The sequence below is a fragment of the Thioalkalivibrio nitratireducens DSM 14787 genome, from assembly GCF_000321415.2.
Lineage (GTDB): Bacteria > Pseudomonadota > Gammaproteobacteria > Ectothiorhodospirales > Ectothiorhodospiraceae > Thioalkalivibrio > Thioalkalivibrio nitratireducens.
Genome location: NC_019902.2, coordinates 3,918,235 through 3,943,425 on the forward strand (window position 1 = coordinate 3,918,235; position 25,191 = coordinate 3,943,425).

Annotated in this window: 20 protein-coding genes; 8 read left to right on the top strand and 12 right to left on the bottom strand. The window is 67.6% G+C overall.

Going from position 1 to position 25,191, the window contains the following annotated elements:
- Positions 1-15: 15 nt before the first annotated feature.
- Both odhB and TVNIR_RS17940 read right to left on the bottom strand, forming a co-directional pair.
- Positions 16-1,317: a 2-oxoglutarate dehydrogenase complex dihydrolipoyllysine-residue succinyltransferase gene (gene odhB / locus TVNIR_RS17935; protein ID WP_015260501.1), complete on the bottom strand. Its 1,302-nt coding sequence runs from the start codon at positions 1,315-1,317 to the stop codon at positions 16-18.
- A gap of 22 nt (positions 1,318-1,339) precedes the next feature.
- The gene (locus tag TVNIR_RS17940) at positions 1,340-4,156 is read right to left on the bottom strand and encodes a 2-oxoglutarate dehydrogenase E1 component (protein WP_043739925.1); all 2,817 of its coding nucleotides are present in this window, start codon (positions 4,154-4,156) and stop codon (positions 1,340-1,342) included.
- Between the two features lie 137 nt (positions 4,157-4,293).
- Between TVNIR_RS17940 and uvrD the strand changes: the two genes are divergently transcribed.
- Positions 4,294-6,477 (top strand): DNA helicase II, encoded by a 2,184-nt coding sequence (gene uvrD / locus TVNIR_RS17945; RefSeq protein ID WP_015260503.1) that lies wholly within the window; start codon positions 4,294-4,296, stop codon positions 6,475-6,477.
- A 33-nt stretch (positions 6,478-6,510) separates the two neighbouring features.
- Here uvrD and TVNIR_RS17950 read toward each other — a convergent pair whose 3' ends face one another.
- Positions 6,511-7,038 carry a TonB domain-containing protein gene (locus TVNIR_RS17950; RefSeq protein WP_015260504.1) on the bottom strand — a complete coding sequence of 176 codons (528 nt, stop codon included), beginning with the start codon at positions 7,036-7,038 and terminating at the stop codon, positions 6,511-6,513.
- Between the two features lie 376 nt (positions 7,039-7,414).
- Between TVNIR_RS17950 and TVNIR_RS17955 the strand changes: the two genes are divergently transcribed.
- From TVNIR_RS17955 to TVNIR_RS17975, 5 genes are all read left to right on the top strand, one after another.
- On the top strand, positions 7,415-8,830 hold the full coding sequence (locus TVNIR_RS17955; RefSeq protein WP_015260505.1) for a c-type cytochrome: 1,416 nt from the start codon (positions 7,415-7,417) through the stop codon (positions 8,828-8,830).
- A 3-nt stretch (positions 8,831-8,833) separates the two neighbouring features.
- Entirely contained in the window at positions 8,834-10,057 is a 1,224-nt protein-coding gene (locus TVNIR_RS17960) for a hypothetical protein (RefSeq protein ID WP_015260506.1), read from the top strand.
- 20 nt (positions 10,058-10,077) lie between these two features.
- On the top strand, positions 10,078-10,395 hold the full coding sequence (locus tag TVNIR_RS17965; RefSeq protein ID WP_015260507.1) for a c-type cytochrome: 318 nt from the start codon (positions 10,078-10,080) through the stop codon (positions 10,393-10,395).
- A gap of 5 nt (positions 10,396-10,400) precedes the next feature.
- Complete coding sequence (locus TVNIR_RS17970; RefSeq protein WP_015260508.1) at positions 10,401-11,747, top strand: NAD(P)/FAD-dependent oxidoreductase; 1,347 nt, start codon at positions 10,401-10,403, stop codon at positions 11,745-11,747.
- A 108-nt stretch (positions 11,748-11,855) separates the two neighbouring features.
- On the top strand, positions 11,856-12,539 hold the full coding sequence (locus tag TVNIR_RS17975) for a c-type cytochrome (RefSeq protein WP_015260509.1): 684 nt from the start codon (positions 11,856-11,858) through the stop codon (positions 12,537-12,539).
- A gap of 108 nt (positions 12,540-12,647) precedes the next feature.
- Here TVNIR_RS17975 and TVNIR_RS17980 read toward each other — a convergent pair whose 3' ends face one another.
- Both TVNIR_RS17980 and TVNIR_RS17985 read right to left on the bottom strand, forming a co-directional pair.
- Complete coding sequence (locus tag TVNIR_RS17980) at positions 12,648-14,798, bottom strand: TRAP transporter permease (RefSeq protein ID WP_015260510.1); 2,151 nt, start codon at positions 14,796-14,798, stop codon at positions 12,648-12,650.
- A 106-nt stretch (positions 14,799-14,904) separates the two neighbouring features.
- The gene (locus TVNIR_RS17985; protein WP_015260511.1) at positions 14,905-15,906 is read right to left on the bottom strand and encodes a TAXI family TRAP transporter solute-binding subunit; all 1,002 of its coding nucleotides are present in this window, start codon (positions 15,904-15,906) and stop codon (positions 14,905-14,907) included.
- Between the two features lie 499 nt (positions 15,907-16,405).
- Here TVNIR_RS17985 and pip point away from each other — a divergent pair, with 499 nt between their 5' ends.
- Together pip and dtd are read left to right on the top strand one after the other, a co-directional pair.
- Positions 16,406-17,356, top strand: a complete 951-nt coding sequence (gene pip / locus TVNIR_RS17990) for a prolyl aminopeptidase (protein WP_015260513.1) — start codon at positions 16,406-16,408, stop codon at positions 17,354-17,356.
- Positions 17,353-17,814 carry a D-aminoacyl-tRNA deacylase gene (dtd, locus tag TVNIR_RS17995; RefSeq protein WP_015260514.1) on the top strand — a complete coding sequence of 154 codons (462 nt, stop codon included), beginning with the start codon at positions 17,353-17,355 and terminating at the stop codon, positions 17,812-17,814. The genes pip and dtd overlap by 4 nt, the downstream gene beginning before the upstream one ends.
- Before the next feature lie 39 nt (positions 17,815-17,853).
- Here the strand turns inward: dtd and TVNIR_RS18000 are convergent, their stop codons facing one another.
- Genes TVNIR_RS18000 through TVNIR_RS18030 form a run of 7 tightly spaced genes read right to left on the bottom strand, consistent with a single transcriptional unit; the run spans position 17,854 to position 25,162 of the window.
- Positions 17,854-18,480 (bottom strand): V-type ATP synthase subunit D, encoded by a 627-nt coding sequence (locus tag TVNIR_RS18000; RefSeq protein WP_015260515.1) that lies wholly within the window; start codon positions 18,478-18,480, stop codon positions 17,854-17,856.
- Between the two features lie 10 nt (positions 18,481-18,490).
- Positions 18,491-19,987: a V-type ATP synthase subunit B gene (locus TVNIR_RS18005; RefSeq protein WP_015260516.1), complete on the bottom strand. Its 1,497-nt coding sequence runs from the start codon at positions 19,985-19,987 to the stop codon at positions 18,491-18,493.
- On the bottom strand, positions 19,984-21,783 hold the full coding sequence (locus TVNIR_RS18010; protein WP_015260517.1) for a V-type ATP synthase subunit A: 1,800 nt from the start codon (positions 21,781-21,783) through the stop codon (positions 19,984-19,986). Before TVNIR_RS18010 ends, TVNIR_RS18005 begins: the two co-directional genes overlap by 4 nt.
- Before the next feature lie 4 nt (positions 21,784-21,787).
- Positions 21,788-22,426 (bottom strand): V-type ATP synthase subunit E, encoded by a 639-nt coding sequence (locus TVNIR_RS18015; protein ID WP_015260518.1) that lies wholly within the window; start codon positions 22,424-22,426, stop codon positions 21,788-21,790.
- Positions 22,423-22,791 (bottom strand): V-type ATP synthase subunit F, encoded by a 369-nt coding sequence (locus tag TVNIR_RS18020; RefSeq protein WP_015260519.1) that lies wholly within the window; start codon positions 22,789-22,791, stop codon positions 22,423-22,425. Before TVNIR_RS18020 ends, TVNIR_RS18015 begins: the two co-directional genes overlap by 4 nt.
- Before the next feature lie 3 nt (positions 22,792-22,794).
- Positions 22,795-23,241 (bottom strand): ATP synthase subunit C, encoded by a 447-nt coding sequence (locus TVNIR_RS18025; RefSeq protein WP_015260520.1) that lies wholly within the window; start codon positions 23,239-23,241, stop codon positions 22,795-22,797.
- 43 nt (positions 23,242-23,284) lie between these two features.
- The gene (locus TVNIR_RS18030) at positions 23,285-25,162 is read right to left on the bottom strand and encodes a V-type ATP synthase subunit I (protein ID WP_015260521.1); all 1,878 of its coding nucleotides are present in this window, start codon (positions 25,160-25,162) and stop codon (positions 23,285-23,287) included.
- Positions 25,163-25,191: the final 29 nt, after the last annotated feature.

Genomic DNA, 25,191 nt, shown 5'->3' on the forward strand with positions numbered 1-25,191 from the left:
CCCGCGGATGTTTGCCTACAGATCCAGCAGCATCCGGCCGGGGTCTTCCAGCGACTCCTTCACGCTGACCAGGAAGCGCACCGCGTCGGCGCCGTCGATCAGCCGGTGATCGTAGGATAGCGCGAGGTACATCATCGGCCGGATCACCACCTGGCCGTCCCGCGCCACCGGGCGCTCCTGCACCGCGTGCATGCCCAGGATCGCGCTCTGTGGCGGATTCAGGATCGGCGTCGACAGCAGCGAGCCGAACACGCCTCCGTTGGTGATGGTGAAAGTGCCGCCGCGCAGGTCGTCGACGTCGAGCTTGCCGTCCCGTGCCTTGTCCGCAAACGTCCGGATCTGCGTTTCGATGGCCGCCAGCGGAAGCTCCCCGGCGTCGCGCAGTACCGGAACCACCAGGCCACGCGGCGAAGACACGGCGATGCCGATGTCGGCATAGTGGTGGTAGACGATCTCGTCGCCGTCCAGCGCCGCGTTGACCACCGGAAACCGCTGCAGGGCGCCGGTGCAGGCGCGCACGAAGAAGCTCATGAACCCCAGGCGCACGCGGTGCCGCTTTTCGAACGCCTCCTTGTGCCGCGCGCGCAGGTCCATCACCGCCGACAGGTCGACCTCGTTGAAGGTGGTCAGCATCGCGGTGGTCTGCCTGGCCTCGAGCAGGCGCTCGGCGATGCGCCTGCGCAGTCGCGACATCGGCACGCGTTCCTCGCTGCGGCCCTCCGGGGGGCGAGCGGCGGCCGCGCGCTCCGCTGGTTGCCCGCGCGGCTCCGCCTCGGTAGTCTCCTCCGGCTGCGGCTCGGCGCGTCGGCGGGCATCGCGCCCGGCAAGAAACCGCTCCACGTCGTCCTTCAGCACTCGGCCATTCTGGCCCGTACCTGCGATCGCATCCGCATCGAGGTCGTGCTCGGTCAGCAGGCGGCGCACCGCCGGGCTTGGTGGTGGCGGCGCGTTCTCGGCGGCCGCCCGCTCGGCCTTGTGCTCGGGCGCCGGCGTTTCCCGCCGGGGGGCATCGTCGACGCCTGTGGGCTCCGCGCGTTCCGCCGTATCATCCGGCCTACCCTCCTCGACGGCGCCCGGCCTGATGTACCCAAGTACCGTGTCGGCCTCGACCACCGCGCCCTGTTCCACGCTGTACTCTTCGAGCACCCCGTCGGCCGGGGCCGGGACTTCGAGCACTACCTTGTCGGTTTCGAGCTCGACGAGCAGTTCGTCGCGCCGGATGCGCTCGCCCGGCTGCTTGTGCAGCGCGACCACGGTGGCATCGGCGACGGATTCCGGCAGTTCGGGGACCCGGAGGGCGGTACGTTCTGAAGGCATCGCGATTCCCTGGTGTTGGCGGTTACTCGGTCGGGCGCGGAGTATCCCGGGCGGTGATGGGTCCGAAACTGCGGCGCATCAGTTCCTGCTGCTGGGCCTTGTGCACCTCCGGATACCCGACCGCGGGGGCCGCGGCCGCCGGCCGGGCCACCGCGTGCAAGCGCTGGCCCCGCACTTCCAGCAACGCGTTCAGGCGCGGCTCCATGAATCCGAGGTACCCCTGATTCTCCGGCTCGTCCTGAACCCAGACGAATTCGCTGGCCTGATCGTAACGCCCGAGCAGACGGGTCAGAACTGCATCCGGGAACGGGTAGCACTGCTCGACCCGCAGGATCGCGACATCGTCGTGACCCGCGTCGCGCTTCTCGCCGAGCAGGTCGTAGTAGATCCGTCCGGAGGTCAGGATCACCCTGCGCACGTCGGCCGGGTCCGGGCGGTCGATGTCGTCGATCACCAGCTCGAACCCTCCGGATGCGAGGTCATCCAGGTCGCTGACCGCGAACTTGTGGCGCAGGAGGCTCTTCGGCGTCATCACCACCAACGGCTTGCGGTAGGGGCGAACGAGCTGGCGCCGCAGCAGATGGAAGATCTGCGCGGGCGTGGTCGGCACGCACACCTGCATATTCTCCTGCGCGCAGAGCTGCAGGAAACGCTCCGGACGCGCCGAGGAATGTTCCGGCCCCTGCCCCTCGTAGCCGTGCGGCAGCAGCAGCACCAGTCCGCACAGCCGGCCCCATTTCTGCTCCCCGGAGCTGATGAACTGATCGATCACCACCTGCGCCCCGTTCGCGAAATCGCCGAATTGTGCCTCCCACAGCACCAGCGCGTTGGGGGCGGCGGTCGCGTAGCCGTATTCGAAAGCAAGCACCGCTTCTTCGGACAGCAGCGAATCGATCACCAGGAACCGCGGATCCTCGGAGTCGAGCTGGCGCAGGGGCACCAGGGATTGGCCGGTCTCCTGATCGTGCAACACCGCGTGCCTATGGAAGAACGTGCCCCGGCCCGAATCCTGTCCCGACATCCGGACTCGGTAGCCATCCTGCAACAGCGTGGCATACGCCAGCGTCTCGGCGGTGCCCCAGTCCAGTGGCTGTTCGGCGACGGCCATCGCGGTCCGTGCCTCCAGAATCCGGCGCACGCGGGGATGCACCACGAAGCCCTCGGGCAGCCGGTTCAGCCGCTCCAGCAGGCTGCTCAGCTGCTCCCGGGGAACACCGGTTTCGATGTCCTGGTCCCAGGCCTGGTTCACGAACGGCCCCCAGTTGGTTGGCTTGTGGCCGTCGGCCTCGTCCGGCGACAGCAGACCCGGCACCACCGACTCGCCCGACTCCAGCGAGTCGCGGTAACGCTCCTGCAGCCGCTGCGCCATCGACTCCTCGATCACGCCCTGCTCGACCAGGCGGCGGGCGTAGTGCTCGCGGGTCGTCGGCAATTCCCGGATGATGCGGTACATCATCGGTTGGGTGGCGGCCGGCTCGTCCGCCTCGTTGTGGCCCTGGCGACGGTAGCAGACGAGGTCGATCACCACGTCTTTCCCGAAACGCATCCGGTAATCCAGCGCAAGCTGCGTCACGAACACGACGGCCTCGGGGTCATCGCCGTTCACATGCATGATCGGTGCGCTGACCATCTTTGCGACATCGGTCGAGTAGTGCGTGGACCGCGAATCCTTCAGCGTGCTGGTCGTGAACCCGATCTGGTTGTTCGCCACGATATGCACCGTGCCCTTGGTGGAGAAACCCCGGGTCTGCGCCATGTTCAGGGTCTCCATCACCACCCCCTGGCCCGCAAACGCGGCATCGCCATGGATCACCACCGGCATCACCTTCCGGCCCTGCCGGTCGCCGAGCCGCACCTGCCGGGCACGGACCGAACCTTCGACCACCGGAGTCACGATCTCCAGGTGCGAGGGGTTGAACGCCAGCGCCAGGTGCACCGCGCCACCCGGGGTCTGGACATCGCTCGAGTAGCCGAGATGATATTTCACGTCTCCGGTACCGCGATTGCGGCTCGGCCGGCCCTCGAACTCGTCGGCCAGCTCGCGTGGCGACTTGCCGAACACGTTCACCAGCACGTTCAGCCGCCCGCGATGGGCCATGCCCACGACGATCTCCTTCACCCCGCGCGCGCCGCCGCGCTGCACCAGCGCGTTCAGCAGCGGAATCAGGCTCTCCGCCCCCTCCAGCGAGAACCGCTTCTGTCCGACATAGCGGTGGTGCAGATAACGTTCCAGCCCCTCCGCCGCAGTGATCCGCTCCAGGATCGCCTGCTGTGTATCCGGATCGAAGCCGAAATGCCCCCGCGCCGATTCCAGCCGCTGCTGCAGCCAGCGCTTTTCCGCGGTGGAGGTCAGATGCATGAACTCCGCACCGATGCAAGCGCAGTAGGTGTCCTGCAGGATCTCCTCGATCTCGTCCAGGCGTGCCGGGCTTGGCCCGTGCAGGGAACCGGGATCGAAGGTCTGGGCCGGATCCACCCGGTCCAGCTCGTGATAGGCCCGCGTCAGTTCCGGCGGCGTTTCCGGCAGATTCCGCTGCAGCGGGTCGAGCCGAGCGGCGAAGTGGCCGAGGAAGCGGTAGGCATTGATGTACTGCAGTACGCGCACCTGCAGGCGCTCGAGTTGCAGGTCGCGCTCGTCGATGCAATCGCCGGCGGCCGACGCGGAGGGAGCAGTCTCCCGCTGCAGTGCGCCGAAATAATCCGCCCAGGCCGCGGGGACGGCGTCGGGATCGTTCCGGTAGCGTTCGAACAACGCCTCGGCGAACGCCAGGCTGTCGGGATGGAGATCCATGCGCCGCAGCATCCCGAGCGATCGTTGCCGTGAGGGGGGTTCGTTCATGAGCGTTCCTGACTCTCCAGAGTCGTGTCCAGGGTTTGGCATCCCGTTGGCGGTCAGCTTAGCGCGAATGGCCGCGAAATTCCGTGACACAGCGGGCCATCGGCCATCGATGCGTGCCCTTTTGATACGATTCGGCAATGGATGTTTCCCGTCTGCTCGATTCCCTGAACCCGGCCCAGCGCGAGGCCGTTGCCGCCCCTCTCGGCCCGACCCTGGTTCTCGCGGGGGCCGGCAGCGGCAAGACGCGCGTATTGGTGCATCGCATCGCCTGGCTGATCGAGGTCGAAGGCGTGGCACCGTGGAGCCTGCTCTCGGTGACCTTCACCAACAAGGCCGCGAACGAGATGCGCGGGCGCATCGAGACCCTGCTCGACCAGCCGGTCAGCGGGCTCTGGGTGGGTACGTTCCACGGCCTCGCCCACCGGCTGTTGCGCCAACACTGGCAGGAGGCAAAGCTGCCGCAGTCGTTCCAGATCCTTGACAGCGACGATCAGCTGCGCCTGGTTCGCCGCGTGCTGCGCGCGCTGGAAATGGACGAGGCACGCTGGCCGCCGCGCCAGGCGCAGTGGTTCATCAATGCGCGCAAGGACGAGGGTCGCCGCCCCGAACACCTGCCCGATACTGGGGACCCGGTGTCACGCCAGTGGGTACGCGTCTACTCCGCCTACGAGCAGGCTTGCGCGCGGGCCGGGGTGGTCGACTTCGCCGAACTGCTGCTGCGCTCGCTCGAACTGCTGCGCGACAACGAAGAACTGCTCGAGCACTACCGACACCGGTTCAGGCACCTGCTGGTCGACGAATTCCAGGACACCAACGACATCCAGTACGGCTGGCTGCGGCTGCTGGCAGGCGGCAGATCCCCGGTGTTCGCGGTCGGCGACGACGACCAGTCGATCTACGGCTGGCGCGGCGCGCGCGTCGAGAACCTGCAGCATTTCCAGAAGGACTTTCCCGGAACCCAGGTGGTGCGGCTGGAACAGAACTACCGCTCCAGCGCCAACATCCTGAATGCGGCCAACGCGCTGATCCGCAACAACCAAGGACGGCTCGGCAAGGAATTGTGGACCGACGGACAGGCCGGCGCTCCGGTACGGCTGTTCGCGGCGATCAACGAACAGGACGAGGCGCGCTTCGTCGCCGAGACGATCGCACGCCACGTCGAACACGGCGGCCTGCACCGCGAATGCGCGGTGCTGTACCGTTCCAACGCGCAGTCGCGGGTGATCGAGGACACGCTGTTCGCCCGGCGCATTCCGTACCGGGTCTATGGCGGCCTTCGCTTCTTCGAGCGGCTCGAGATCAAGGATGCACTGGCCTACCTGCGCCTGGTCGAGAACGCCGACGACGATGCCGCGTTCCTGCGAGCGGTGAACCAGCCGCCGCGCGGAATCGGCGAGAAGACGCTGGAGGATCTGCGCCTGCGGGCCCAGCAGCAGGGGCTCAGCCTGATCCAGGCTGGGCAACAGGCGGTGGCCTCGGAAGCCATGCCGGGGCGCGCGCGCAATGCGGTCGCCGGCTTCCTGCAGCTCGTGCTGCGGCTGCGCGAGGAGATATCCGGAAAGGAGCTGCCGGACCAGATCGAGTCGGCGATCGCCCGCTCGGGCCTGCGCGAGCATTTCGCGAACGAGAAGGGCGAGCGCGGCCAGGCTCGCGTCGAGAACCTCGACGAACTCGTCGGCGCCGCGCGGGCCTTCGCCCAGGATCTGCCGGTAGATGCTGAAACCGGCACGCTGACCGATTTCCTCGCGCATGCCGCGCTCGAGGCCGGCGAGGGTGCCGCCGACCCACACGAGGATGCGGTGCAGCTGATGACGCTGCATTCCGCAAAGGGGCTGGAATTCCCGCTGGTGTTCCTGACCGGCCTCGAGGAGGGCCTGTTCCCGAACGCCCGCTCGCTCGAGGAACCGGGCCGGCTGGAGGAAGAACGCCGGCTCGCCTATGTTGGCATGACCCGCGCGCAGCGGGAACTGTACCTGACCCATGCCGAGACGCGGCGCCTGTACGGGCGCGAGTCCTACAACATGCCATCGCGTTTCATCGGCGAACTGCCCGCGGAGATGGTCGAACCGCTGCGGCCGCAGGCACGCGGCCCGTCGGCAGGACGCTTCGCCGGCATTCGCTCGGGGCAGGGTGCGCGCCAGGCCGCGGCCGCCGACGCGGGCCTCGCGATCGGCAGCCGGGTCCGCCACGCGAAGTTCGGCGAAGGTGTGATCACCGAGTACGAGGGCGGCGGTGCCTCCGCCCGGGTCCAGGTGCACTTCGCCGATGTCGGCGCGAAGTGGCTGGTGCTCAGCTTCGCTCGGCTCGATCCCGTGGCCTGATCGAACCCGGGTGGCGGTCAGGTAAGCGCTGGCCTATTCGTTGGGATCGGAAGCTTCCGTAGGCTCTGCACCCGGTTCAGCCGGCTCGCCGTCGTCGGTCAGGCGGTCCCAGGTTCCCCGGATATCGTCCCACAGCGCCTCGGTTCGCGTCCGGGCGCCTTCCCAGGCGTCCCCCGAGAACTCGCGCGCGTCTTCCCAGGCCTGCTGCGCCCGATCCCGGGCGGTGGCAGCAGCTTCCTTGGCTCGTTCCCAGGCCTCTCCGCCTTCCTCCTGACCGACCTGCCAGGCGTGCTCGGCGCGTTCCTGCGCCTCCTCGGCCAGGTCCTGCGCACGGTTCCACAACCGCTCGGCCTCGGACTGCTCGTCTGTTGCCATCTCGTCCATCGGGGGTGCCGGCTCGGCCTCGTCGGGCGCTACCGTGGGGTCGGGTTCGTGCATCTCGGGTGCGACCGTCTCCGGTTCCGTCGGCGGTTCCGCGGCAGGCGCGGGCGGGTCGCTGGGTTCGCAGCCGGCCAGCGTCAGTGCGAAGGTGAGTGGGGCCAGCATCAATAGATAACGCATCGCGTCCTCCTTGCGGTTTGGAAATCCGGAAGTAAAGAGTCTAGGCCGTTCCGGCCCCAGGCATTGTGAAACCGGTACGACTTCTGGCGCAGTCCCGGCCTGGGCCCAGCCACGCAGAGTACGCTGCCAATTATGGCGGCGCCGGGTTCGTTTCTGTCACATGTGGCAGCGGATTGCCGAGCCACTCCCCGGCTAACGCGGCCTGGACATTCCGAATCAACCCGCGGATTCGATGCCAAAGCTTGGAATTTCATCGGCTTGCAGCCGCCGAACTCCATGCATGGCATGGATCGTGCTTTTCCGGTCCGCGCATGCAATCGGCCCGCCGTGATTCACGACGGGGTCTCGTTCAAGCCCTGGCAGCAAGGGGGACTCGATGGAATTCATCGGCCTTTATCCAACCTGGTTCGAACCGTCGCTCGGCAGCGGCTGGGTCGTCGGCATCATCGCCACGGCCCACGTGCTCTTTTCCCATACCTCGGTGGGAGCGGCGATCTTCTTCGCGTTCCTCGCGACGCTCGCCTACCAGCGCAACCGGCCCGAGCTGCTGACCTTCGTGAAGCAGTACGGCCTGTTCCTGCTGGTGTTCGCCTACGTCGCCGGCTCGATCACCGGCGTCGGCATCTGGTATTCGACCACCGTCGCAAGCCCGCGCGGGATCTCGGCGCTGATCCACAGCTTCGTCTGGAAGTGGGCCACCGAATGGGTCTTCTTCGTGATCGAAGTCGTCGGCGTGTACCTGGTCGTGTACCTGGTCGGCAAGGTCGATCCGCGCACCCATCTGCGCGTCACCTGGATCTTTGCGCTGTCGTCGCTGGCGACGATGCTGATCATCATCGGCATCCTGTCGTTCATGCTCTGGCCCGGGAAGGAGATCTGGTTCGACGAGGGCGGCTACCTGAACGGCTTCTACGGGCCGAACACCTTTGCGCAGCTGGCCATGCGCATGGCGTTCATGCTGACCATGACCGCGGTGGTCGGCGGCGTGGTGGCCTCCCGGATCCAGGACCTGGCGCTGCGCCGGGAGATCACGCGCATGCTCGCCTGGCTGGGAATCGTCTCGGCGGTGGTCGGGACCGCACTGTTCAGCTGGTATACCAGCACGCTACCGGAACATGCCCACCTGGTGATGCAGGCGCGGCTGCCCGACTGGTTCTCGATCAGTCTGATCGCGGTGCTTGGCGGAATCATTGTCTATTTCATCGCGACGCTGCTGGTGCCGCGGATGCTGACCCCGGCGGTCGCCGGGGTCGCGACGGTCGCGATCCTGGTCTTCGGCCTGTGGCCCGAGGAAGTCGCGCGCGAATCGATCCGCAAGCCCTTCGTCGCCGGCGAGTACCTGTACTCGAATCAGGTGATCGCGCGCGACGTGCCCGGCATGGGAATCCGCTCGGAGATCCCGGTGATCCAGGAACACGGGCTGCTGAAGACCCATGTGTTCCTGCCCGAGGGACTGCGCGAAGTGGCGCCGGACAACGCGGCGCAGGTCGGGCACGCGATCGCGCTCAGCATGTGCTCCAACTGCCACAGCGTGACCGATACCGGGATGCGCCCGATCCGGAACTATCTCGGCGGCAGTACCGACGTCGCCCGGATCAAGACCTACCTGCTGGGGGCGCTGGCGACCGGCAACACGCTGTACATGCCGCAGATCCCGATGACCGACGACGAGGCCGAGGCATTGGCGGTGTTCCTGGCCAGCCTCAACGACCCGGAGCTGCCGCTGCGCTATGCGCAGGAGCGCGCCGGGATTGCCCGGTCCGACGACGCGGCCACGACCTCGAAGGAGTAGACCATGGAAACCGAACTGCTCTACGCACTGCGCGATCCGGCCGGGGTGCCGTCGCACCCGGTCATTTTCCTGGTACTGGGGGTGCTGACCTTCGCGCTGCACATCGCCGCAGTGCAGATGATGCTCGGCACCGCCGCGCTGACGATCTGGGGCGCGCTCAGCCGCGGCGAGTACCGGCGCCGGCTCGCGCAATCGATGGTGAACGTCGCCAAGGTGATGGTTTCGGTCGCGATCGTGCTGGGAGTCGCGCCGCTGCTGTTCGTGCAGGTGATCTACGACCCGTTCTGGTATACCTCGAACGTGCTCTCGGCCTGGTGGGTGATCGGCTTCATCCTGATCCTGCTGGTCGGATACACGCTGTTGTACGTGTTCTACTGGCGCAACACCGCGCTTGCCACCGCGCCCAGGGCGCGCTCGACCTGGGCGATGATCGCATCGGTGGCATTGCTGCTGGTGGTCGGCTGGATCATGCACGTGCTCGCCCAGCAGATGCTGCATCCCGAACAGTGGATGGCCTGGTATGCGCCGAACGGCGAACTGGATACCAGCGGGACCGGCATGCACGCGTTCCATCCCTGGCGTTTCCTGTTCTTCATCGCGCTCGGCGCGCCGGTGACCGGTGCCCTGCTGGTCGCCTACCAACGTTACTTCCGCGCACGCAACGACGTCGATCCGGCCTACCTCGACTGGGTCGGAACGCTCGCCTTCCGGCTGATAAACATCGGCGGGGTGGTCGCGGTCGCGCTGGGCGCCGCCTGGATGGCCACGCTGCCGGAATCGATCGCCCGCTTCGGCTTCTCCCCCTGGGTGATGGGAGCGCTCGCCGGGTTGCTCGGTTTCGTCGGCTTCGCACACTGGGTGCGCAGCCGGGCCGACAGCCCCTGGGCCTACGCGGTGCTCGCGGTCGGCACACTCGCAATCATCATGGTCGCCGCGGCCCGCGAGGCGCTGCGCTGGGGAATGCTGCACGGCATCCACGGCTACAACGCATTGGATTACAAGGTGAACACCGACTGGTACAGCACGCTGACCTTCTTCATCACCTTCGGCGTGATGGGCGCCGGGGTGCTCGCCTACTACCTGACGGTCGCCTGGCGCGCCGGCCAGACCCGGGGCGTGTACACCGCCAGCGCCGCGGTCGACCGCATGGGCAACGTCGCGATCGGCATGCTGGTGCTGTGGATCCTGCATTACTTCGCGCTCGGCTTCTACTGGTGGGCGCTGTGAACGACACGGAGACGAGAACCATGACACGGCTCTACCCGACCTTCCTGCTGGGCCTGGCGCTGGCGCTCCCGGGGGCGCTGGCCGCCGAGTCTGCCGGCCCGACCGGGGAGATGATGGGCAACACCTGTGCCGCCTGCCACGGTACCCACGGCCGCCTTTCCGGGTCCGCGTTCGTACCGCTGGCCGGCATGGACGAGGACGAGTTCATCCGCGCGATGCGCGAATTCCGGGACAACACCCGCCCGTCGACGCTGATGCACAGCGTGGCCAAGGGCTTCAGCGACGAGGAAACCCGGCGGATGGCCGAGTTCTTCGCCGCGCAGACGAAGGAGGAATGAGATCCATGCAGCGTCGTGAATTTCTGAGGCTGATCGGCGCCGGGGCCGCACTGGCCGGTGGTCTGCCGGTCGGGAGCGCCTTCGCTGGAGCCGCCCCGCACGTGGTGGTCGTCGGCGGCGGCGCCGGCGGTGCCACCGCAGCGAAATACCTGAAGCTCGCCGATCCCGGCCTGCGCGTGACGGTAATCGAAAAGAACCCGGTCTACATCCGGCCGTACGGATCGAGCGAGGTGCTGAACGACCACATCGGGATGGAGGACCTCGAGGTCGGCTACGATGCCCTGCGGGATCGCTACGGGATCGAGTTCCTGTTCGACACCGTGACCGGCGTGGACCCGGAGCAGCGCGTCGTGCAGACCGCCGGCGGCACCCGCCTGCCTTACGACCGCATGATCGTATCGCCGGGCATCGAGCTGCTGTACGACCGGATCGACGGCTACAGCGAGACGCTGGCCGAGACCCGGCTGCCCAGCGCCTGGATCCCGGGCGGGCAGACCCGGTTACTGCGCGACCAGCTCCATGCAATGCGGCCCGGCGGCACGTTCCTGATCGTCGCGCCGCCGAACCCCTACCGCTGCCCGCCGGGTCCGTACGAACGCGGCGCGCTGATGGCCGAGTGGTTCCAGACGCACAACCCGACCGCGAAAGTGATCATTCTCGACTCGAAAGACAGCTTCGTGCCCGGGCCCAGCATGCTGCTCGGCTGGAACCGCCTCTACGGCTACAACGTTCCCGAACATTTCCGCGAGGGGATGCCACTCGACGGCGACTGGCCCCTGCGCGAGCACGACGGCCCGGGCATGATCGACTGGGTGCCTGGGTACGACGGCGGGCGCGTGCTGGCGCTGGACGCCAATGGCGGTGCGGTCGAAGCCGAGGCGGGCCACTTCGAGGCCGACGTGATCAACATCGTGCCGCCGATGGTCGCCGGTCGCGTCGCGTTCGAAATGGACCTGGTCGACGGCAGCGGCTACTGCCCGATCGACCGGCGCACCCACGAATCCACGCGTCACCCGGGCATCCATGTGATCGGTGACGCCTGCCAGGCCGACACGATGCCGAAGTCCGGGTACTCGGCGAACACCCAGGCCAAGGTCGCGGCGCGCGCGGTCGTCGACCTGCTGGCCGGGCGCGAGACGGAGGAACCGTTCTGGGAGAACACCTGTTACGCGCTGGCCGGGCAGGAGTACGGACTGTACGTGGCGGACGTATTCCGGCTGGTCGACGATCGCATCCGTCGCATGGACGGTCCACGCTTTCTGCCGCTGGACGCGTCGCGCGCCCAGATCCGGCTCGGTGCGCTGTACCAGAACCACTGGATGCAGACTTTCACCAAGGACTGCTTTGCCTGAGGCTGACCTCGGGGGGCGAGCCGGACCGGGGTACGCAACCCGACGCACCTGATAGGGCGGATTCTGAATACCGGACATCGGGTGTCCCGATGCCCGACGGAGAGACCGATGAAGATTCGATACGCATTGCTTGCACTGTCGCTGGCGGGGGTGGGTCTGGGGCCCGTCATGGCCGAACCTGGAACTGGCCCGAAGGCCGAACCCTGGACCCCGGCCGAGTTGCACGCGGCGCTGGCCGCGATGCCGAAAGGCGACCCCGACCGCGGGCGCGAGGTCCACGACCGGATGTTCTGCGCGTCCTGCCACGGCCCCTCCGGCGAATCCCCGAGCCGGAACTGGCCCACGGTCGCTGGGCAGCGGGGGCCGTACGTCTACAAGATGCTGCTGGACTACCGGGACGGGCGCCTGTTAGAACCCGAGGCCGAACCCATGGCCGTGCTGGCGGAAATGATGTCCGAGCAGGAAATGGCGGACGTGGCCGCGTTCTACGATGCGCAGGAACTGCCTGCGCTGGCGCCGCTGCGCAAGGAGCACCCGGCCGACACGCTGGTGCGCCGCGGCGATCCCGAACGGCTGATCACACCCTGTGCCGCCTGCCACGGCGTGGAAGGACAGGGGGGCCGCAACGAAACCCCGGCGCTCGCCGGCCAGCAACCGGAATACCTGGTGCGTGCGATGCGCGCGTTCCGCGACCGCAGCCGGGACAACGACGTCTATCATGGCATGGGCCAGTTCGCCTGGGATCTGACCGACGCCGAGATCGAGGCCCTAGCGGACTACTACGCACGCTGACCCGGGCATATGCACAGCCCCGGGCGTGCAGCCGGGTGGGGATAGGCCAGGGACCAACGGCGGCCTTGCCCGCCCGGACGCCGCTTCCCGACAAACCGCACCCGGCCGCTACGGCGCGGTCCGCTGCACCAATGCCGGCGCGAGCTTCAACTGCCACAGCAGCGCCGTTGCAAACAGCGCCAGACCGGCCAGATCGGTCACGACCGCGCCCGAAATCATCAGCAGCGCGGTGCCGAACAGCACCACCCGCACCGCCCAGGCGGCGGCACCGAAGAACCAGCCCTGGGCCGCGGCCGCGAGCAGGAACACGCCGATCAGGGCGGTCGCGAAGTTCAGCCCGATCGTCACGTTATCGCCGACCATCAGCAGCGCGGGGTGGTAGAAGAACATGAACGGCACGATGAACGCGGCCAGCCCGATCTTGAACGCGGTGACCGAGGTCCGCATCGGCTCCGAGCCCGCGATCGCGGCACCGGCATACGCTGCCAGTGCGACCGGCGGCGTGATCGCCGAGATCACCGAGTAGTAGAACACGAAGAAGTGCGCCACCAGCGGCTCCACGCCCATCTGGATCAGCCCCGGCGCCACCACCGACGCGGCCACCGCGTACGCGGCGGTGGTCGGCATCCCCATGCCGAGCAACACCGAAATCGCCATCGCGAACAGCAGTGCGAGCAACTGGCTGTTCGCCGCGATCGCGAGCAGCATCGACGAAAAGCGCAGCCCGACCCCGGTCAGCCCGATCACGCCCACGATGATCCCGGCGGCGGCGCAGACCGCGATCAGCTGCACCGCCATCCGCGCCGACAGGTTCAGCGCCCGCAGCATCCCGACCAGCCCAAGCGGGAACGGCGTCAGCCAGCTCACCACCACGGCGCTGGCCAGCGCAACCGTGCCGGCCCGGATCACCGAGTAGCCCATGAACAGCGCGCCGATCAGGATGATGATCGGCGTGAACAGGTAGATGCGCCGCAGCAGACGGCCGACCTGCGGCAGCTCCTTGCGCGGCACACCCTTGATGCCGGTGCGCGCAGCCTCGAAGTCCACCATGAAATACACCGATGCGAAGTACAGCAATGCCGGGATCAGCGCCGCAACGATCAGCTCGGTGTAGGGAATGCCGGTGATCTCGGCCATGATGAACGCCCCGGCGCCCATCACCGGCGGCATGATCTGCCCGCCGGTCGACGCCGCGGCCTCGATCGCGCCGGATGAGCGCGGCTTGTACCCGACCCGTTTCATCAGCGGGATCGTCAGCGACCCGGTGGCTACCACGTTGCCGGCCGAGGTACCGTTGATCATTCCCATCAGGCCGCTGGCAAACACCGCGACCTTCGCCGGCCCGCCACGCCGACGCCCGGCGACCGCGAACGCGAAGTTCACGAAATAGTCGCCGACCTTGGACGCCTGCAGAAAGGCCGCGAAGGTGATGAACAGCACGATGTAGGTGGACGACACCGCGGTGGTCGGACCGAGGATGCCGTTGTCGGTGTAGAGGTAGGTGAAGAACCGGTCCGCCCGATAGCCACTGTGCTCCAGGAAGCCGGGCAGCCAGGGCCCGGCAAAGCCATAGGCGATGAAGATCGCCGCGATCACCACCAGCGCGAGCCCGGCCACGCGCCGCGTGATCTCCAGGATGAGCAGGATCCCTGCGAGGATCGTCCACATGTCCGGCTGTGTGGGCACCACGCCGGCACGGAACTGCAGCATGTTGAGATGAAACAGCAGATAGCCCGCTACCGCGAGGCTGGCGGCCATCAGGATCCAGTCGTACCAGACGATCCGGTGCGCCTGCGGCCGAAACGCCCAGCCAGCGGGAATCGCGATCACGGTCGACGCAAACAGCGACCAGCCGAAGTACTGGAACAGCCACGGGGGGATCGGGGTCACACCGATCCAGTCGCGCATCGCATAGGCCGCGACCAGCGCCCCGATCGCATAGGCGATCAGCACCGTCGCAGCCAGCATCGGCAGCAGTTCCAGCCACCAGCGCCGCTGGCCCGCCTTCTCCGGGTGCGGTGCCCAGGACGCCACCAGCGCGAAGCCGATGAACAGGCCGCCGGCGACGTGAACGATGCGGAAGGTCCAGGTCTCGAGCGGGAACAGGTTCAGGACGATCAGGTGAAACAGGATGAAACCGACGCTGGCGACGAACAGGATCCATCCCTGCCAGCTGGAGAGCTCACGCTCCTGACCGGCGCGTTCCTCCGGATCCGCTGCTGCGCGTGCCTGCCTAACGGGGCTGACTGACTCCGACATGTGGTTCCCCAGAGGTTGGCGACCGGGTCCGGCGACGACCGATCCCGGCCCGGGCTGTGCCGAAGGCATACCCGGCCTCGGACCGGGTACGCACGAGCGCGGCCGCTCAGTGGCAGCCGGCCATTTCCGGCGGGATCAGCCGCTCGTCGACTTCGAAGCCCTTGGCCTGGAGGTAGCAGACGGCCCCGGGATGGAACCACATGAAGCTGTTGGTGGTGTAGTTCTCGGGCAACGTCTCGGTGGCGGAGCGATGGATGCGCACCATGCGCTCGTTGTCATCCAGCACCACCTCCATGATTCGCTGAACCAGCGACTCCGGCATGTCCTTGTGCGCAATCGCGTAGTTCCACATCGCCACGGTAGTCTGATCCCCCGGCACCGATCGGTAGGTGCCGCCGGGGATCACGACCGGGCTGACCGGATTGTTCGCGGTGACGACGTCGAGCTCGGCGTCGGTGAAGGAGAAGATGTTCACCGACTGCTGTGCCTCGAGCTGGCTGAATGCCGAAATCGGCACACCGGCCGCGAACGCGAAAGCGTCGATCAGACCGTCCTGCAGCTGGCCGGCGAGGTCGGATGCACCGCCGTACTGCAGGCGCACGTTCACGCCCAGATCCTGGAAGAAGCGCGGCCAGTACACGCTGGCGGTGCCGCCGCGCGGGCCGACGCCGACACGCTTGCCACGCAGGTCCGAGATCGAGTCGATCCCGGAGCGTTGCAGCGCGACCACCTGGAACGGCGTCATGTACATCGGGAACATCGCGCGGACATTTCGGGTTTCCAGTCCCGGCGCCATCTCCAGCTTGCCATCCCAAGCGTCGCGGGCCGGGCCCATGGTGGTCATGCCGAACTGCAGTTCGCCGGAATGAACCAGGACGAGGTTCTGGGCAGGGCCGCCGGTCACCTCGGCGGTCGTGTTCACGCCCAGCTGTTCCTGGACCCGGTTGCCCCACCCGGCGCCGTAGATGAAGTAGGTGCCACCCTGCGAGGCGGTGCCGATCTTGACCGACCCGGGCCAGTCGCTGCGTTCCTGGGCCAGCGCGCCGGTACCAGCCATCGCGATGGCCGTCAGCCCGATGACCAGCCAACCCATGAATCGATGCTTCATTGCAGTCTCCTTGTTCGGGCCACGGTCATGGCGCAGCCCATTGGAATGACTTTCCTGCGGAGACCGGGCCAGAACCCGTCCCGCGGTATGCCCCGGGCCGGCCGATAACGCCGGCAGGCCGTTCCCGGGGACACCGCGCGGGATCCGGCGAGCCGGGGGTTCTGGCCGACGCGCCGAAGGCCGCCCGGGCTCGCTGTGCCGGTGGGTTCCCATCCGGCGCGCGGGCGCGGCCCAAGCCCGTTATAGCACTCCCGCGCGCGGGACGTCTCGGTTCCGGAAGCCGCTCGGCTCGAGTTTCGGGCCGATTCCGGCGGTGCCTGTCGCGGGCAGGCCACAAAACCAGTATTTCTGCATGGATAAGCGCCGGATCGAAGCTTTTTTTGCAATGCAGGATCGGGCGGGCATCCGGGTTCCAGTTGGCTGCACCGGCGGCCCGGGTTTCCCGGCGCGCACATTTTCGACAAACTTCGGGATCCGGCATCCAGGAGCACGTCTCGACATGACCCCGTTTTACCCCGCGATCGAACCCTACCGGGCCGGCACGCTCGATGTCGGCGACGGCCATCGGCTGTACTGGGAGGAGTGCGGCCGCCCGGACGGCATTCCCGTTGTCTTCCTGCACGGCGGTCCGGGTTCCGGATGCGAACCCTGGCACCGCCGGTTCTTCGACCCGGCGCGCTACCGCATCGTGCTGTTCGACCAGCGCGGATCCGGACGATCGACCCCGCACGCCGGCCTGGACGCGAACACCACGCCGCATCTGGTCGCGGACATCGAGCGGTTGCGGACTGAACTCGGCATCAAGCGCTGGCTGGCGTTCGGCGGATCCTGGGGCTCGACGCTGGGGCTCGCCTATGCCGAAAGCCATCCGGGCCGTGTGCTGGGGCTGATCCTGCGCGGGATCTTCCTGTGCCGGCCGCGGGACATCGCGTGGTTCTACCAGTCGGGCGCCGACCGGCTGTTTCCGGAGGCCTGGGCCGACTACCTGGAGCCGATTCCCGAGGACGAGCGCGGCGACCTGGTCGCGGCCTACCATCGGCGCCTCACCGATGCCGATCCGGCAGTGCGCGAGCGGGTGGCGCAGGCCTGGTCGGTCTGGGAAGGTCGCTGCTCCTGCCTGCAACCGAACCCGGACGTGCTGGCGCATTTCGCGGCGCCTGCGGTCGCGGTCAGCCTGGCGCGGATCGAGTGCCACTATTTCATCAACGACAGCTTCCTGGCTCCGGATCAGCTGCTGCGCGATGCCGGACGTCTGGCACGGATCCCGGGCGTAATCGTGCACGGGCGTTACGACATCGTCTGCCCGGTCGAACAGGCGGTCGCACTGCACCACGCATGGCCTGCGGCCGAGTTGCAGATCGTTCCCGATGCCGGACATTCCGCGGCGGAGCCCGGCATCGCCGAGCGTCTGGTGGCAGCGACCGACGACTTCGCGGCTCGGCTGGCGTGATCGCGCTGATCCAGCGCGTGTCCGAAGCCAGCGTCCGGATCGGTGCCGAGGTAACGGCCGCGATCGGACCGGGGCTGCTGGCACTGGTCGCGGTCGAGCGGGGGGACACCGAGGCGGCGGTCGAGCGGACGCTCGAACGCCTGCTCGGCTACCGGGTGTTTGCGGACGAACAGGGGCGCATGAACCGCTGCCTGCGCGATACCGGCGGCGGCCTGTTACTGGTGCCGCAATTCACGCTGGCGGCCGACACCCGCAAGGGCATGCGTCCCGGTTTCAGCGACGCGGCGAGCCCTGAACTCGGCACCGCGATGTTCGCACGACTCGTCGAACGGGCCCGGATGTCGCACCCGGACGTCGCCAGCGGCCGCTTCGGGGCCGACATGCAGGTGGCACTGGTCAACAACGGGCCGGTCACGTTCTGGCTGCAGACGCGGTCGCCTGCAAGCGCCGCAGGATAGGCAGTCGCACGGATCGCGGCCGCGCAAACCCCGCGCGGGTCAGCCGGTTTCGGCGCGCTCGCGCAGCAGCTTGACCTGGAACAGCGCGTTGCGTTCCTCTTCCTCGAGCGAGGACTGAATGAAGCGGATCGTGCGCTCGTAGCGCGGGATGATATTGTACTTCAGTGCGTTTACCAGTTTCTGCGCCTTGCGCTGCTCCTCCATCAGCCGGTGCAGCGCGATCTCGACCTCGCCGAGCTGCGCCAGCAGCACCGTCGCCTCGGCGAGCATCTCGCGCGTGGTGTCGAAGCTGATGTCGGTGCCGAGCAGCCCGAGCGGCTTGAGCTGGATCCGCTCGGCGCGCACCGCCGGGTACTCGATCCCGAGGCTGCGCCGCGGCACGATGCTGATCGAAAGTGCCGGCTCGACACCGAGCGCGGCCTGGTGGATGCTGCGACCGCCCATGCGCATCTGCGCGACGCTCAGGCAACGGTAGGCGTGCTCGAGCATGGTCTCGACCTGTTGGCGCAGCCGTCGGTACTGGCCGATGCGTTCGTAGACGAGCCGGGTCAGCAGGTCACGCTTGCGCTCCAGCAGGTCGTGCCCGGCCTCGAGAAAGGTCACCTGCCGCTTCAGGCGCAGCAGGGTGTTCTTGGTCGGCGGAACCTTGATCAGTTGCTGGCTCATCGCGATCGGCTCAGGTGCCGGCGACGGGCTGCGCCCCGGTGCTGGTGCGCCGGCGCCGCCGCGAATGCGACTGCACAGCGGTCGTGACGCCACTGCTCGGGCCGCTGGCGAGCGTACCGGACTGCGTCTCGTCGGCCTCGTGGTAATGCTTCGCGATATCGGCCTCGCTGACGCGGGTTAGCACGTCCTTCGGGAAGATCGACATCAGCTCCCAGGCGAGATCCAGCGTCGCCTCGATGCTGCGGTCCTCGGCCTCACCCTGGCCGACGAAGCGTCGGTCGAAGGCGTCGGCGAAGGTCAGATAGCGCCGGTCATGAGTGGAGAGCTCGTCGGCACCGATGATCGACGCGAGGTTGCGCGTCTCCAGTGCGCGGGCGTAGAGCGCGTAGAGCTGGGCCGCGACCCGCGGGTGGTCCTCGCGCGTGTCGTCCTTGCCGATGCCGTCCTTCATCAGTCGCGACAAGCTGGGCGAAATGTGCACCGGCGGGTAGATCCCCTGGTTGTTGAGTTCGCGCGAGAGCACGATCTGGCCCTCGGTGATGTAGCCGGTCAGGTCCGGGATCGGGTGGGTAATGTCGTCCGACGGCATCGACACCACCGGCATCATCGTGATCGAGCCGTGGCGCTGATGGATCCGCCCGCAGCGCTCGTAGATTTCGGCGAGGTCGGAGTACAGGTAGCCGGGATATCCCTTGCGCGCGGGCACGTCGCCCTTCGCGGTGGCGACCTCGCGCAGTGCCTCGGCGTAGTAGGTCATGTCGGTCATCACCACGAGTACGTGGCGGTCGAGGTCGTAGGCGAGATATTCGGCGGCGGTCAGCGCGGTGCGCGGCAGGGTCAGCCGCTCGACCGGCGGGTCGTCGGCGAGATTGATGAACATCACCACGTTGCGCAGAACCCCGGACGACGCGAACTCGTCGCGGAAGAACTTGGCGTCGGCGTAGGACACGCCCATCGCCGCGAACACGATCGAGAACGCCGCATCCTCGTTCTTCAGTCGCGCCTGGCGCACGATCTGCGCCGCGAGCCGGTTATGCGGCAGACCCGAACCGGTGAAGATCGGCAGTTTCTGACCGCGTACCAGCGAGTTCAGGCCGTCGATCGTCGAGATCCCGGTCTGGATGAACTCACGCGGATAGGTGCGCGCGGCCGGGTTGATCGCCGAGCCGCCGACCGCGCGGCGCAGGCTCGAGAGGATCGGCGGACGGCCGTCGCGTGGCTCGCCGAGGCCGTTGAACTCGCGGCCCAGCAACTCCGGCGACAGCGCGATCTCGACCGGCGCGTCCAGAAAGCGCACCCAGGTGTTCTCGAGGTCGAGATCCTCGACGCCCTCGAACACCAGGATCAGCACCTCCTCGTCGGAAGCGCGGATCACTTGCCCGTTGCGGATACCGCCAGCGTGATCCTCGATGCGCACCCGGTCGCCGAACGCGACACCCGGCGTGCTCTTCATCACAAGCAGCCCGCCTCGGGCTGCGACCGCGGTGCGGTATTCCTTGATGCTCATCCCGCCTGCTCCTCGTGGGTCGCGTATTCCAGGCGCAGCGCCTCGAAAGCCTGCTCGACCTCGGTCCGGAAGGCTTCGATCTCGTCGAGCTGATCGCTGGAATACAGGCTCTTGATCCGGCGGGACCGGGACAGCTGCGGCTGGCGCTGCAGTTCCTGCACCGGCACGCCGCGGTTCACCAGTTCCGCGCCGAGATGGTATATCAGCAGCACGAGCTCCAGCAGCGCGAACTGCTTCTCAGGCGAACAGAACGTGTCGACCTCGTCAAGCGCGCTCTGCTGCAACACGCCCTCCTTGACCAGCGCGGCGCCCTCCAGATCCCAGCGCTGCGCGGAGGACAGGGCCTCGGGCCCGACCAGGTTCACGATGCGCGACAGTTCGGCATCGCGCGCGAGCAGCGCGAGCGACTCCCGGCGCAGCTCCTCCCACGCGGGATCGACGTTCTCGTGCCACCACTGCGCGGCGGTATGCACGTGGCCGGAGAAGCTCATCACCCAGTCGATCGACGGGTAGTGGCGGGCGTCGGCGAGTTCCTTGGACAAGGCCCAGAAGGTCTCGATGATGTCCTTGGTGTGACTGGTGACCGGCTCGGAGAAATCCCCGCCCGGCGGCGACACCGCGCCGATCAGCGTGACCGACCCCGACCCGGCGCCATGCGTCTCGACGCGCCCGGCGCGCTCGTACACTGCCGCCAGCCGCGAGGCCAGGTACGCCGGGTAACCCTCCTCGACCGGCATCTGCCCGAGACGGCCGGAGACCTCGCGCAATGCCTCGGCCCAGCGGCTGGTCGAATCGGCCAGCATCACCACGTCGTAGCCCATGTCGCGGTAGTACTCGGCCATCGTGATGCCGACGTAGACCGACGCCTCGCGCGCGACCACCGGCATGTTCGAGGTGTTGGCGACGAGCAGCGTGCGCTCCATCAGCTTGCGTCCGGTGTAGGGGTCGTCGAGCTTCGGGAAGGTCTCGAGCACGTCGACCAGCTCGTTTCCGCGCTCGCCGCAGCCGACGTAGATCACGATGTCGGCGTTCGACCAGCGCGCGATCTGCTGCTGCACCACCGTCTTGCCCGCGCCGAACGGCCCCGGGACCGCGCCCTTGCCGCCCTTCAGCTGCGGGAAAAAGGTGTCGATCACGCGCTGACCGGTGATCAGCGGGGCGACTCCGTCGTCGCGGCGCAGGTACGGCCGCGGCGTCCGCACCGGCCAGCGGTGATACATGCGCAGGCGGCGGGTGCGCCCGTCGGTGCCGCGCACCCGGGCGATCGTCGCCTCGATGTCGTAGTCACCGGCCGGCGCCAGCTCCTCGAGCTCGCCGTGCACGCCCGGCGGCACCAGGATCCGGTGCACGACGGTCTCGGTTTCCTGCACGGTACCCAGCACCGTCCCCGGGTCGATGGTCTGACCTGGCTCGAGCTCCCGGGCCGGCTCGAAGGCCCACTGCCGGGAACGGTCGAGCGCGGCAACGTCGATGCCGCGGCGGATGTAGTCTCCCGACTGCAGCGCGATCTTTTCCAGCGGGCGCTGCACGCCGTCGAAGATCCCGCCCATCAGGCCCGGCCCGAGTTCCACCGACAGCGGCCAGCCGAGGCCGACCGCCGGTTCGCCGGGGCGCACGCCGTCGGTGGATTCGTAAGTCTGCACCACGGCCTGATCGCCATTCAGCGAAATCACCTCTCCGAACAGGCCGAGATCGCCGATCTTGACCTGCTCGCCGTGACGCACGCCGGGGAGGGTGATGGTGACAATCGGGCCGTTGATGTCGTGGACGGCGCCGACGCGTTGATTCTCGCTCATGATTTCATCCGGTGAAGAGGTTGGCCGATTCCAGCGAAGCCGGGAGCAGTCGTTCCAGAATCACCCGCTGCAGCTGCGAACGCAGGCGGGCCCGCCGGCCCTCGAAGGTGTTGTCGACCCGGATGCGGCCATCGTCACTGACCAGCAGCACACCCGCGAGGGTCTCGATCGGCTCGTCGGACAGCTTCAGCGTCTTGCCGGGAACGGCCTGCTGCAACTGGTCCCAGTCCGCGCGCAGGCGGCCGGCGTCTTCCCGGTTGGCGCGCAGCGTGAGCGCAGGGCTTTCCAACTCCGCCGCGCCGCGCCGGATCAGGCCCCGCAGGTAGTCCCGGTAGGCATCGACGTCGTCGATGAACGCGCGCATCCGGTCCTCCAGGCGCGCCTCGACGCCGCGGACGAGGTTCCAGCGTACCTGGTCCAGGTGACTCTGCAGCTTCAGTTCCGCGGCTTGCACCCGCTGGCGGTAGTGGCGGTCGGCCAGGGCGCGTGCAATCGTCTCTTCCCGCTGTTCGCGCTGGCGCAGCCGCTCCGCGGCCTCGCGGAGGATCGAATCCCGCGTCCGCTGCGCCTGCTCGGCATACTGGCTCGCGAGCTGCTGTGCCCGTGCCAGAATCGCCTGCTCCAGTTCCAGTACCTGATTCACGATGGTTCCCCGGCGGATAAAGTGCCTGCCCCGAACAGGCGCTGCAGCCGCGCGGCGACATCGCTGGTCAGCCGTGGCGGCCTGATCGCCAGCGGGGGCAGGGAAATCACGATGATGCGCCCGCCCTCGCGGCGAAGCTCGGCAAGCATGGGCACATCCCAGTCCATGATGGCATCGTCGACGACGACGAACGCGCTCTCCCGCGAGCGGCTCAGATCACGCAGGATACGGTTCACCTGCGCCGCGTCCGGGTCGGGAATGGTCTCGAAGCCGATCAGGCGGAAACCGTCCGCGAGGCTGTTCTCGCCCAGAAACAGCATCCGGGTCGGGCGGACCTGGACCGCGTCCGTGGTCACGGCGGACACCGGTCAGATCCGGTTCAGCAGCAGGATACTGACGACCAGGCCGTAGATCGCGATGCCCTCGGCGAGACCGATGTAGATCAGGCTGCGGCCCAGCATCTCGGGTTTCTCGGTGATCGCGGCGAGCGCGGCTGAGCCGATCGGCCCCACCGCGATGCCCGCGCCGATCGTCGACAGCGCGGTCGGAATGCCGACGCCGATGATCGCGAGCCCGAGTCCGATACTGACCTCGGTGACCGCCTGGTCCACACCGGCCGGCTGCGCCAGCGCGTCGTTGATACCGAACGCCAGCAGGCCGAACATCGCGCCGACGAACACCGTCATCTGGATCGCCAGCGCGGGCTTGAAGAATTCGCGCAGGCGCGGGGAAAGCGCCGGGCGCAGCTCCAGGTACACCCCTGCGGCAATCAGGCCGAGGATGGCGGCGGACATGAGACCTACGAGCCAGTACATGATCAACTCCCGGGTTGTGTGAACGGAAACTGGATGGGATCCCTCATGCCGGCCGCGGCGGCCGGCGCAGGCGGACCGGAGCGAACTCCCGCCCGTCGGCCGAGAAATAGCGCGAGAATCCCTCGAAATACTGCAGACGCATCACCTGGATCGTGACGATCACGCCCTCGAGCACGATCACGAAGATGTTGCCGAAAATCACCATCAGCACGTGTCCCACCGCGCCCATCATGCCGGCAAGCGTCAGCACCGCGATCGCCAGCGCGACGTGGTTGATGCTGAACGCGGCGACGCGCAGGAACGAGAGCGTGTTCGAGATGTAGCCGATCACGGTCTCGAGGGTCTCGATCAGCACCACCAGGATCTTCTCGCCGATCGGCGAGTCGAGATGGAACCAGTTGTACACCGCGAGCGCCGCCAGCGCAGCGATGACCAGCGCCGCCGGAACGAGACCGAACGCGCCGGTGGCCCCGAGCGACACGCCACCCCAGACCAGCGCCAGGTAGAACACCAGATTCACCAGGCCGTGATGGCCGAACACGGCGGCGATGTGCTCGCCGACCGCAAAGCGGTTGTAGATCGTCAGCGAACACGCCAGCGTGAGGAACAGCACGCCCCAGCCGAGCGCGAGCTGCAGCATCAGGATCGGGTCGTACAGCGGCGACATCCACAGCGCCGGCAGGATGTCCTTGTACCCGAACACGCTGCCGAAAACGAAGCCGAAGACCACCGACGAGAGGCCGGCCAGCACGCCGAAGGGGTAGAAGCGCCCGAGCTTGCGCCGGAACAGCCAGGCCAGCAATGCCAGCACGCCACCGTGGCCGACGTCGCCGAACATCGTGCCGAACATCAGCAGGAAGGTGATCGTGAACAGGAAGGTGGGATCGATCTCGCCGTAGCGCGGTACCCCGTACTGCTTCACCAACATCGCGAACGGGGCCAGCAGTCGGTGACGCACCGGTACCGATGGCACCAGCGGACGCTCGTCGGAACGCGGCTTGCGACTTTCCATGCTGAAAGGATGCGGGAGCGTCTGCTCCAGGCGGCGCTCGAGACGTGGCAGCGCCTCGGCAGGAACCCAGCCGGCAATGCAGGCAAGGTGTCCCGCACTCCGGATCGCCGGGTCCAGCGTCACGAACGGCTCGGCAAGCGTCAGCACCGTCTCGGCCCGGGCGAGCCGGTCGCGGAACGATGCGGCGCAGGCCTCGACTTCCTGTTCGAGCTCCCGGCGCGCCCGCTCGATATGCTCGCGCTCGGCGCGCTGCTCGGCCTGAATAGCCTCCGGGGAATCGTCGAGCCCCTGTGGCAACGGGATCGCGGTGAAGCCCGCAGTCGCGAGCAGCGACTGCAGCTCGGTTTCGCGCTCCCCCGCGGGCCCGGCGATCACCACATGGGCGTTGCCGCCGCGTTCCATATACTTGAACAGCAGGTGTCCCGCGAGTCCCAGCGCACCCTGCAGGCGATCGACGTTTTCGCGTGGGACCACACCGATGAAGAGGTCCAGAAAGCGCTTGTGGGCCCGAAGCGCGCCAAGATCGACGTGCAGCTCAGAGAAGTTCGCGAGCGCCGCCTCCTGCTCCTCGAGCAGACGCGCCTGCTCGGCGAGCTTCCGGGAGCGTTCCTGGTGTTGCAGGCAACTTTCCCAGGCCTCGCCCAGCCAGGCGTTGGTTTCGCTCAGTTCCTCGAGCGGAACGACGCGGATCTCGCGGAGATCCGCGTCGGGGACGGGGATCACCTGCCGGATCTTGTCGAGCCGTGAGCGGGCCTGCTGGTACAGTTTCTGGTAGCGGCAGTCCTCGAGCGGCGTCAGGCGCTGTTCCTGTGGCGCCCGCGGGTCGGGGTGGAAGCTTTCGGTATCGGCCAGCGTCAGCGAGGCCTGCGGGAGGTCCTCGCGCAGTACCAGCAGGCGCACGTGGCGCATCGGTCTCGGCTTCAGCACGGCATCTCCTT

Excerpts from the sequence above, each read along its gene's own strand:
- odhB (WP_015260501.1), bottom strand. The coding sequence starts at position 1,317 with ATGCCTTCAGAACGTACCGCCCTCCGGGTCCCCGAACTGCCGGAATCC.
- TVNIR_RS17940 (WP_043739925.1), bottom strand. The coding sequence starts at position 4,156 with ATGAACGAACCCCCCTCACGGCAACGATCGCTCGGGATGCTGCGGCGC.
- uvrD (WP_015260503.1), top strand. The coding sequence starts at position 4,294 with ATGGATGTTTCCCGTCTGCTCGATTCCCTGAACCCGGCCCAGCGCGAG.
- TVNIR_RS17950 (WP_015260504.1), bottom strand. The coding sequence starts at position 7,038 with ATGCGTTATCTATTGATGCTGGCCCCACTCACCTTCGCACTGACGCTG.
- TVNIR_RS17955 (WP_015260505.1), top strand. The coding sequence starts at position 7,415 with ATGGAATTCATCGGCCTTTATCCAACCTGGTTCGAACCGTCGCTCGGC.
- TVNIR_RS17960 (WP_015260506.1), top strand. The coding sequence starts at position 8,834 with ATGGAAACCGAACTGCTCTACGCACTGCGCGATCCGGCCGGGGTGCCG.
- TVNIR_RS17965 (WP_015260507.1), top strand. The coding sequence starts at position 10,078 with ATGACACGGCTCTACCCGACCTTCCTGCTGGGCCTGGCGCTGGCGCTC.
- TVNIR_RS17970 (WP_015260508.1), top strand. The coding sequence starts at position 10,401 with ATGCAGCGTCGTGAATTTCTGAGGCTGATCGGCGCCGGGGCCGCACTG.
- TVNIR_RS17975 (WP_015260509.1), top strand. The coding sequence starts at position 11,856 with ATGAAGATTCGATACGCATTGCTTGCACTGTCGCTGGCGGGGGTGGGT.
- TVNIR_RS17980 (WP_015260510.1), bottom strand. The coding sequence starts at position 14,798 with ATGTCGGAGTCAGTCAGCCCCGTTAGGCAGGCACGCGCAGCAGCGGAT.
- TVNIR_RS17985 (WP_015260511.1), bottom strand. The coding sequence starts at position 15,906 with ATGAAGCATCGATTCATGGGTTGGCTGGTCATCGGGCTGACGGCCATC.
- pip (WP_015260513.1), top strand. The coding sequence starts at position 16,406 with ATGACCCCGTTTTACCCCGCGATCGAACCCTACCGGGCCGGCACGCTC.
- TVNIR_RS18000 (WP_015260515.1), bottom strand. The coding sequence starts at position 18,480 with ATGAGCCAGCAACTGATCAAGGTTCCGCCGACCAAGAACACCCTGCTG.
- TVNIR_RS18005 (WP_015260516.1), bottom strand. The coding sequence starts at position 19,987 with ATGAGCATCAAGGAATACCGCACCGCGGTCGCAGCCCGAGGCGGGCTG.
- TVNIR_RS18010 (WP_015260517.1), bottom strand. The coding sequence starts at position 21,783 with ATGAGCGAGAATCAACGCGTCGGCGCCGTCCACGACATCAACGGCCCG.
- TVNIR_RS18025 (WP_015260520.1), bottom strand. The coding sequence starts at position 23,241 with ATGTACTGGCTCGTAGGTCTCATGTCCGCCGCCATCCTCGGCCTGATT.
- TVNIR_RS18030 (WP_015260521.1), bottom strand. The coding sequence starts at position 25,162 with ATGCGCCACGTGCGCCTGCTGGTACTGCGCGAGGACCTCCCGCAGGCC.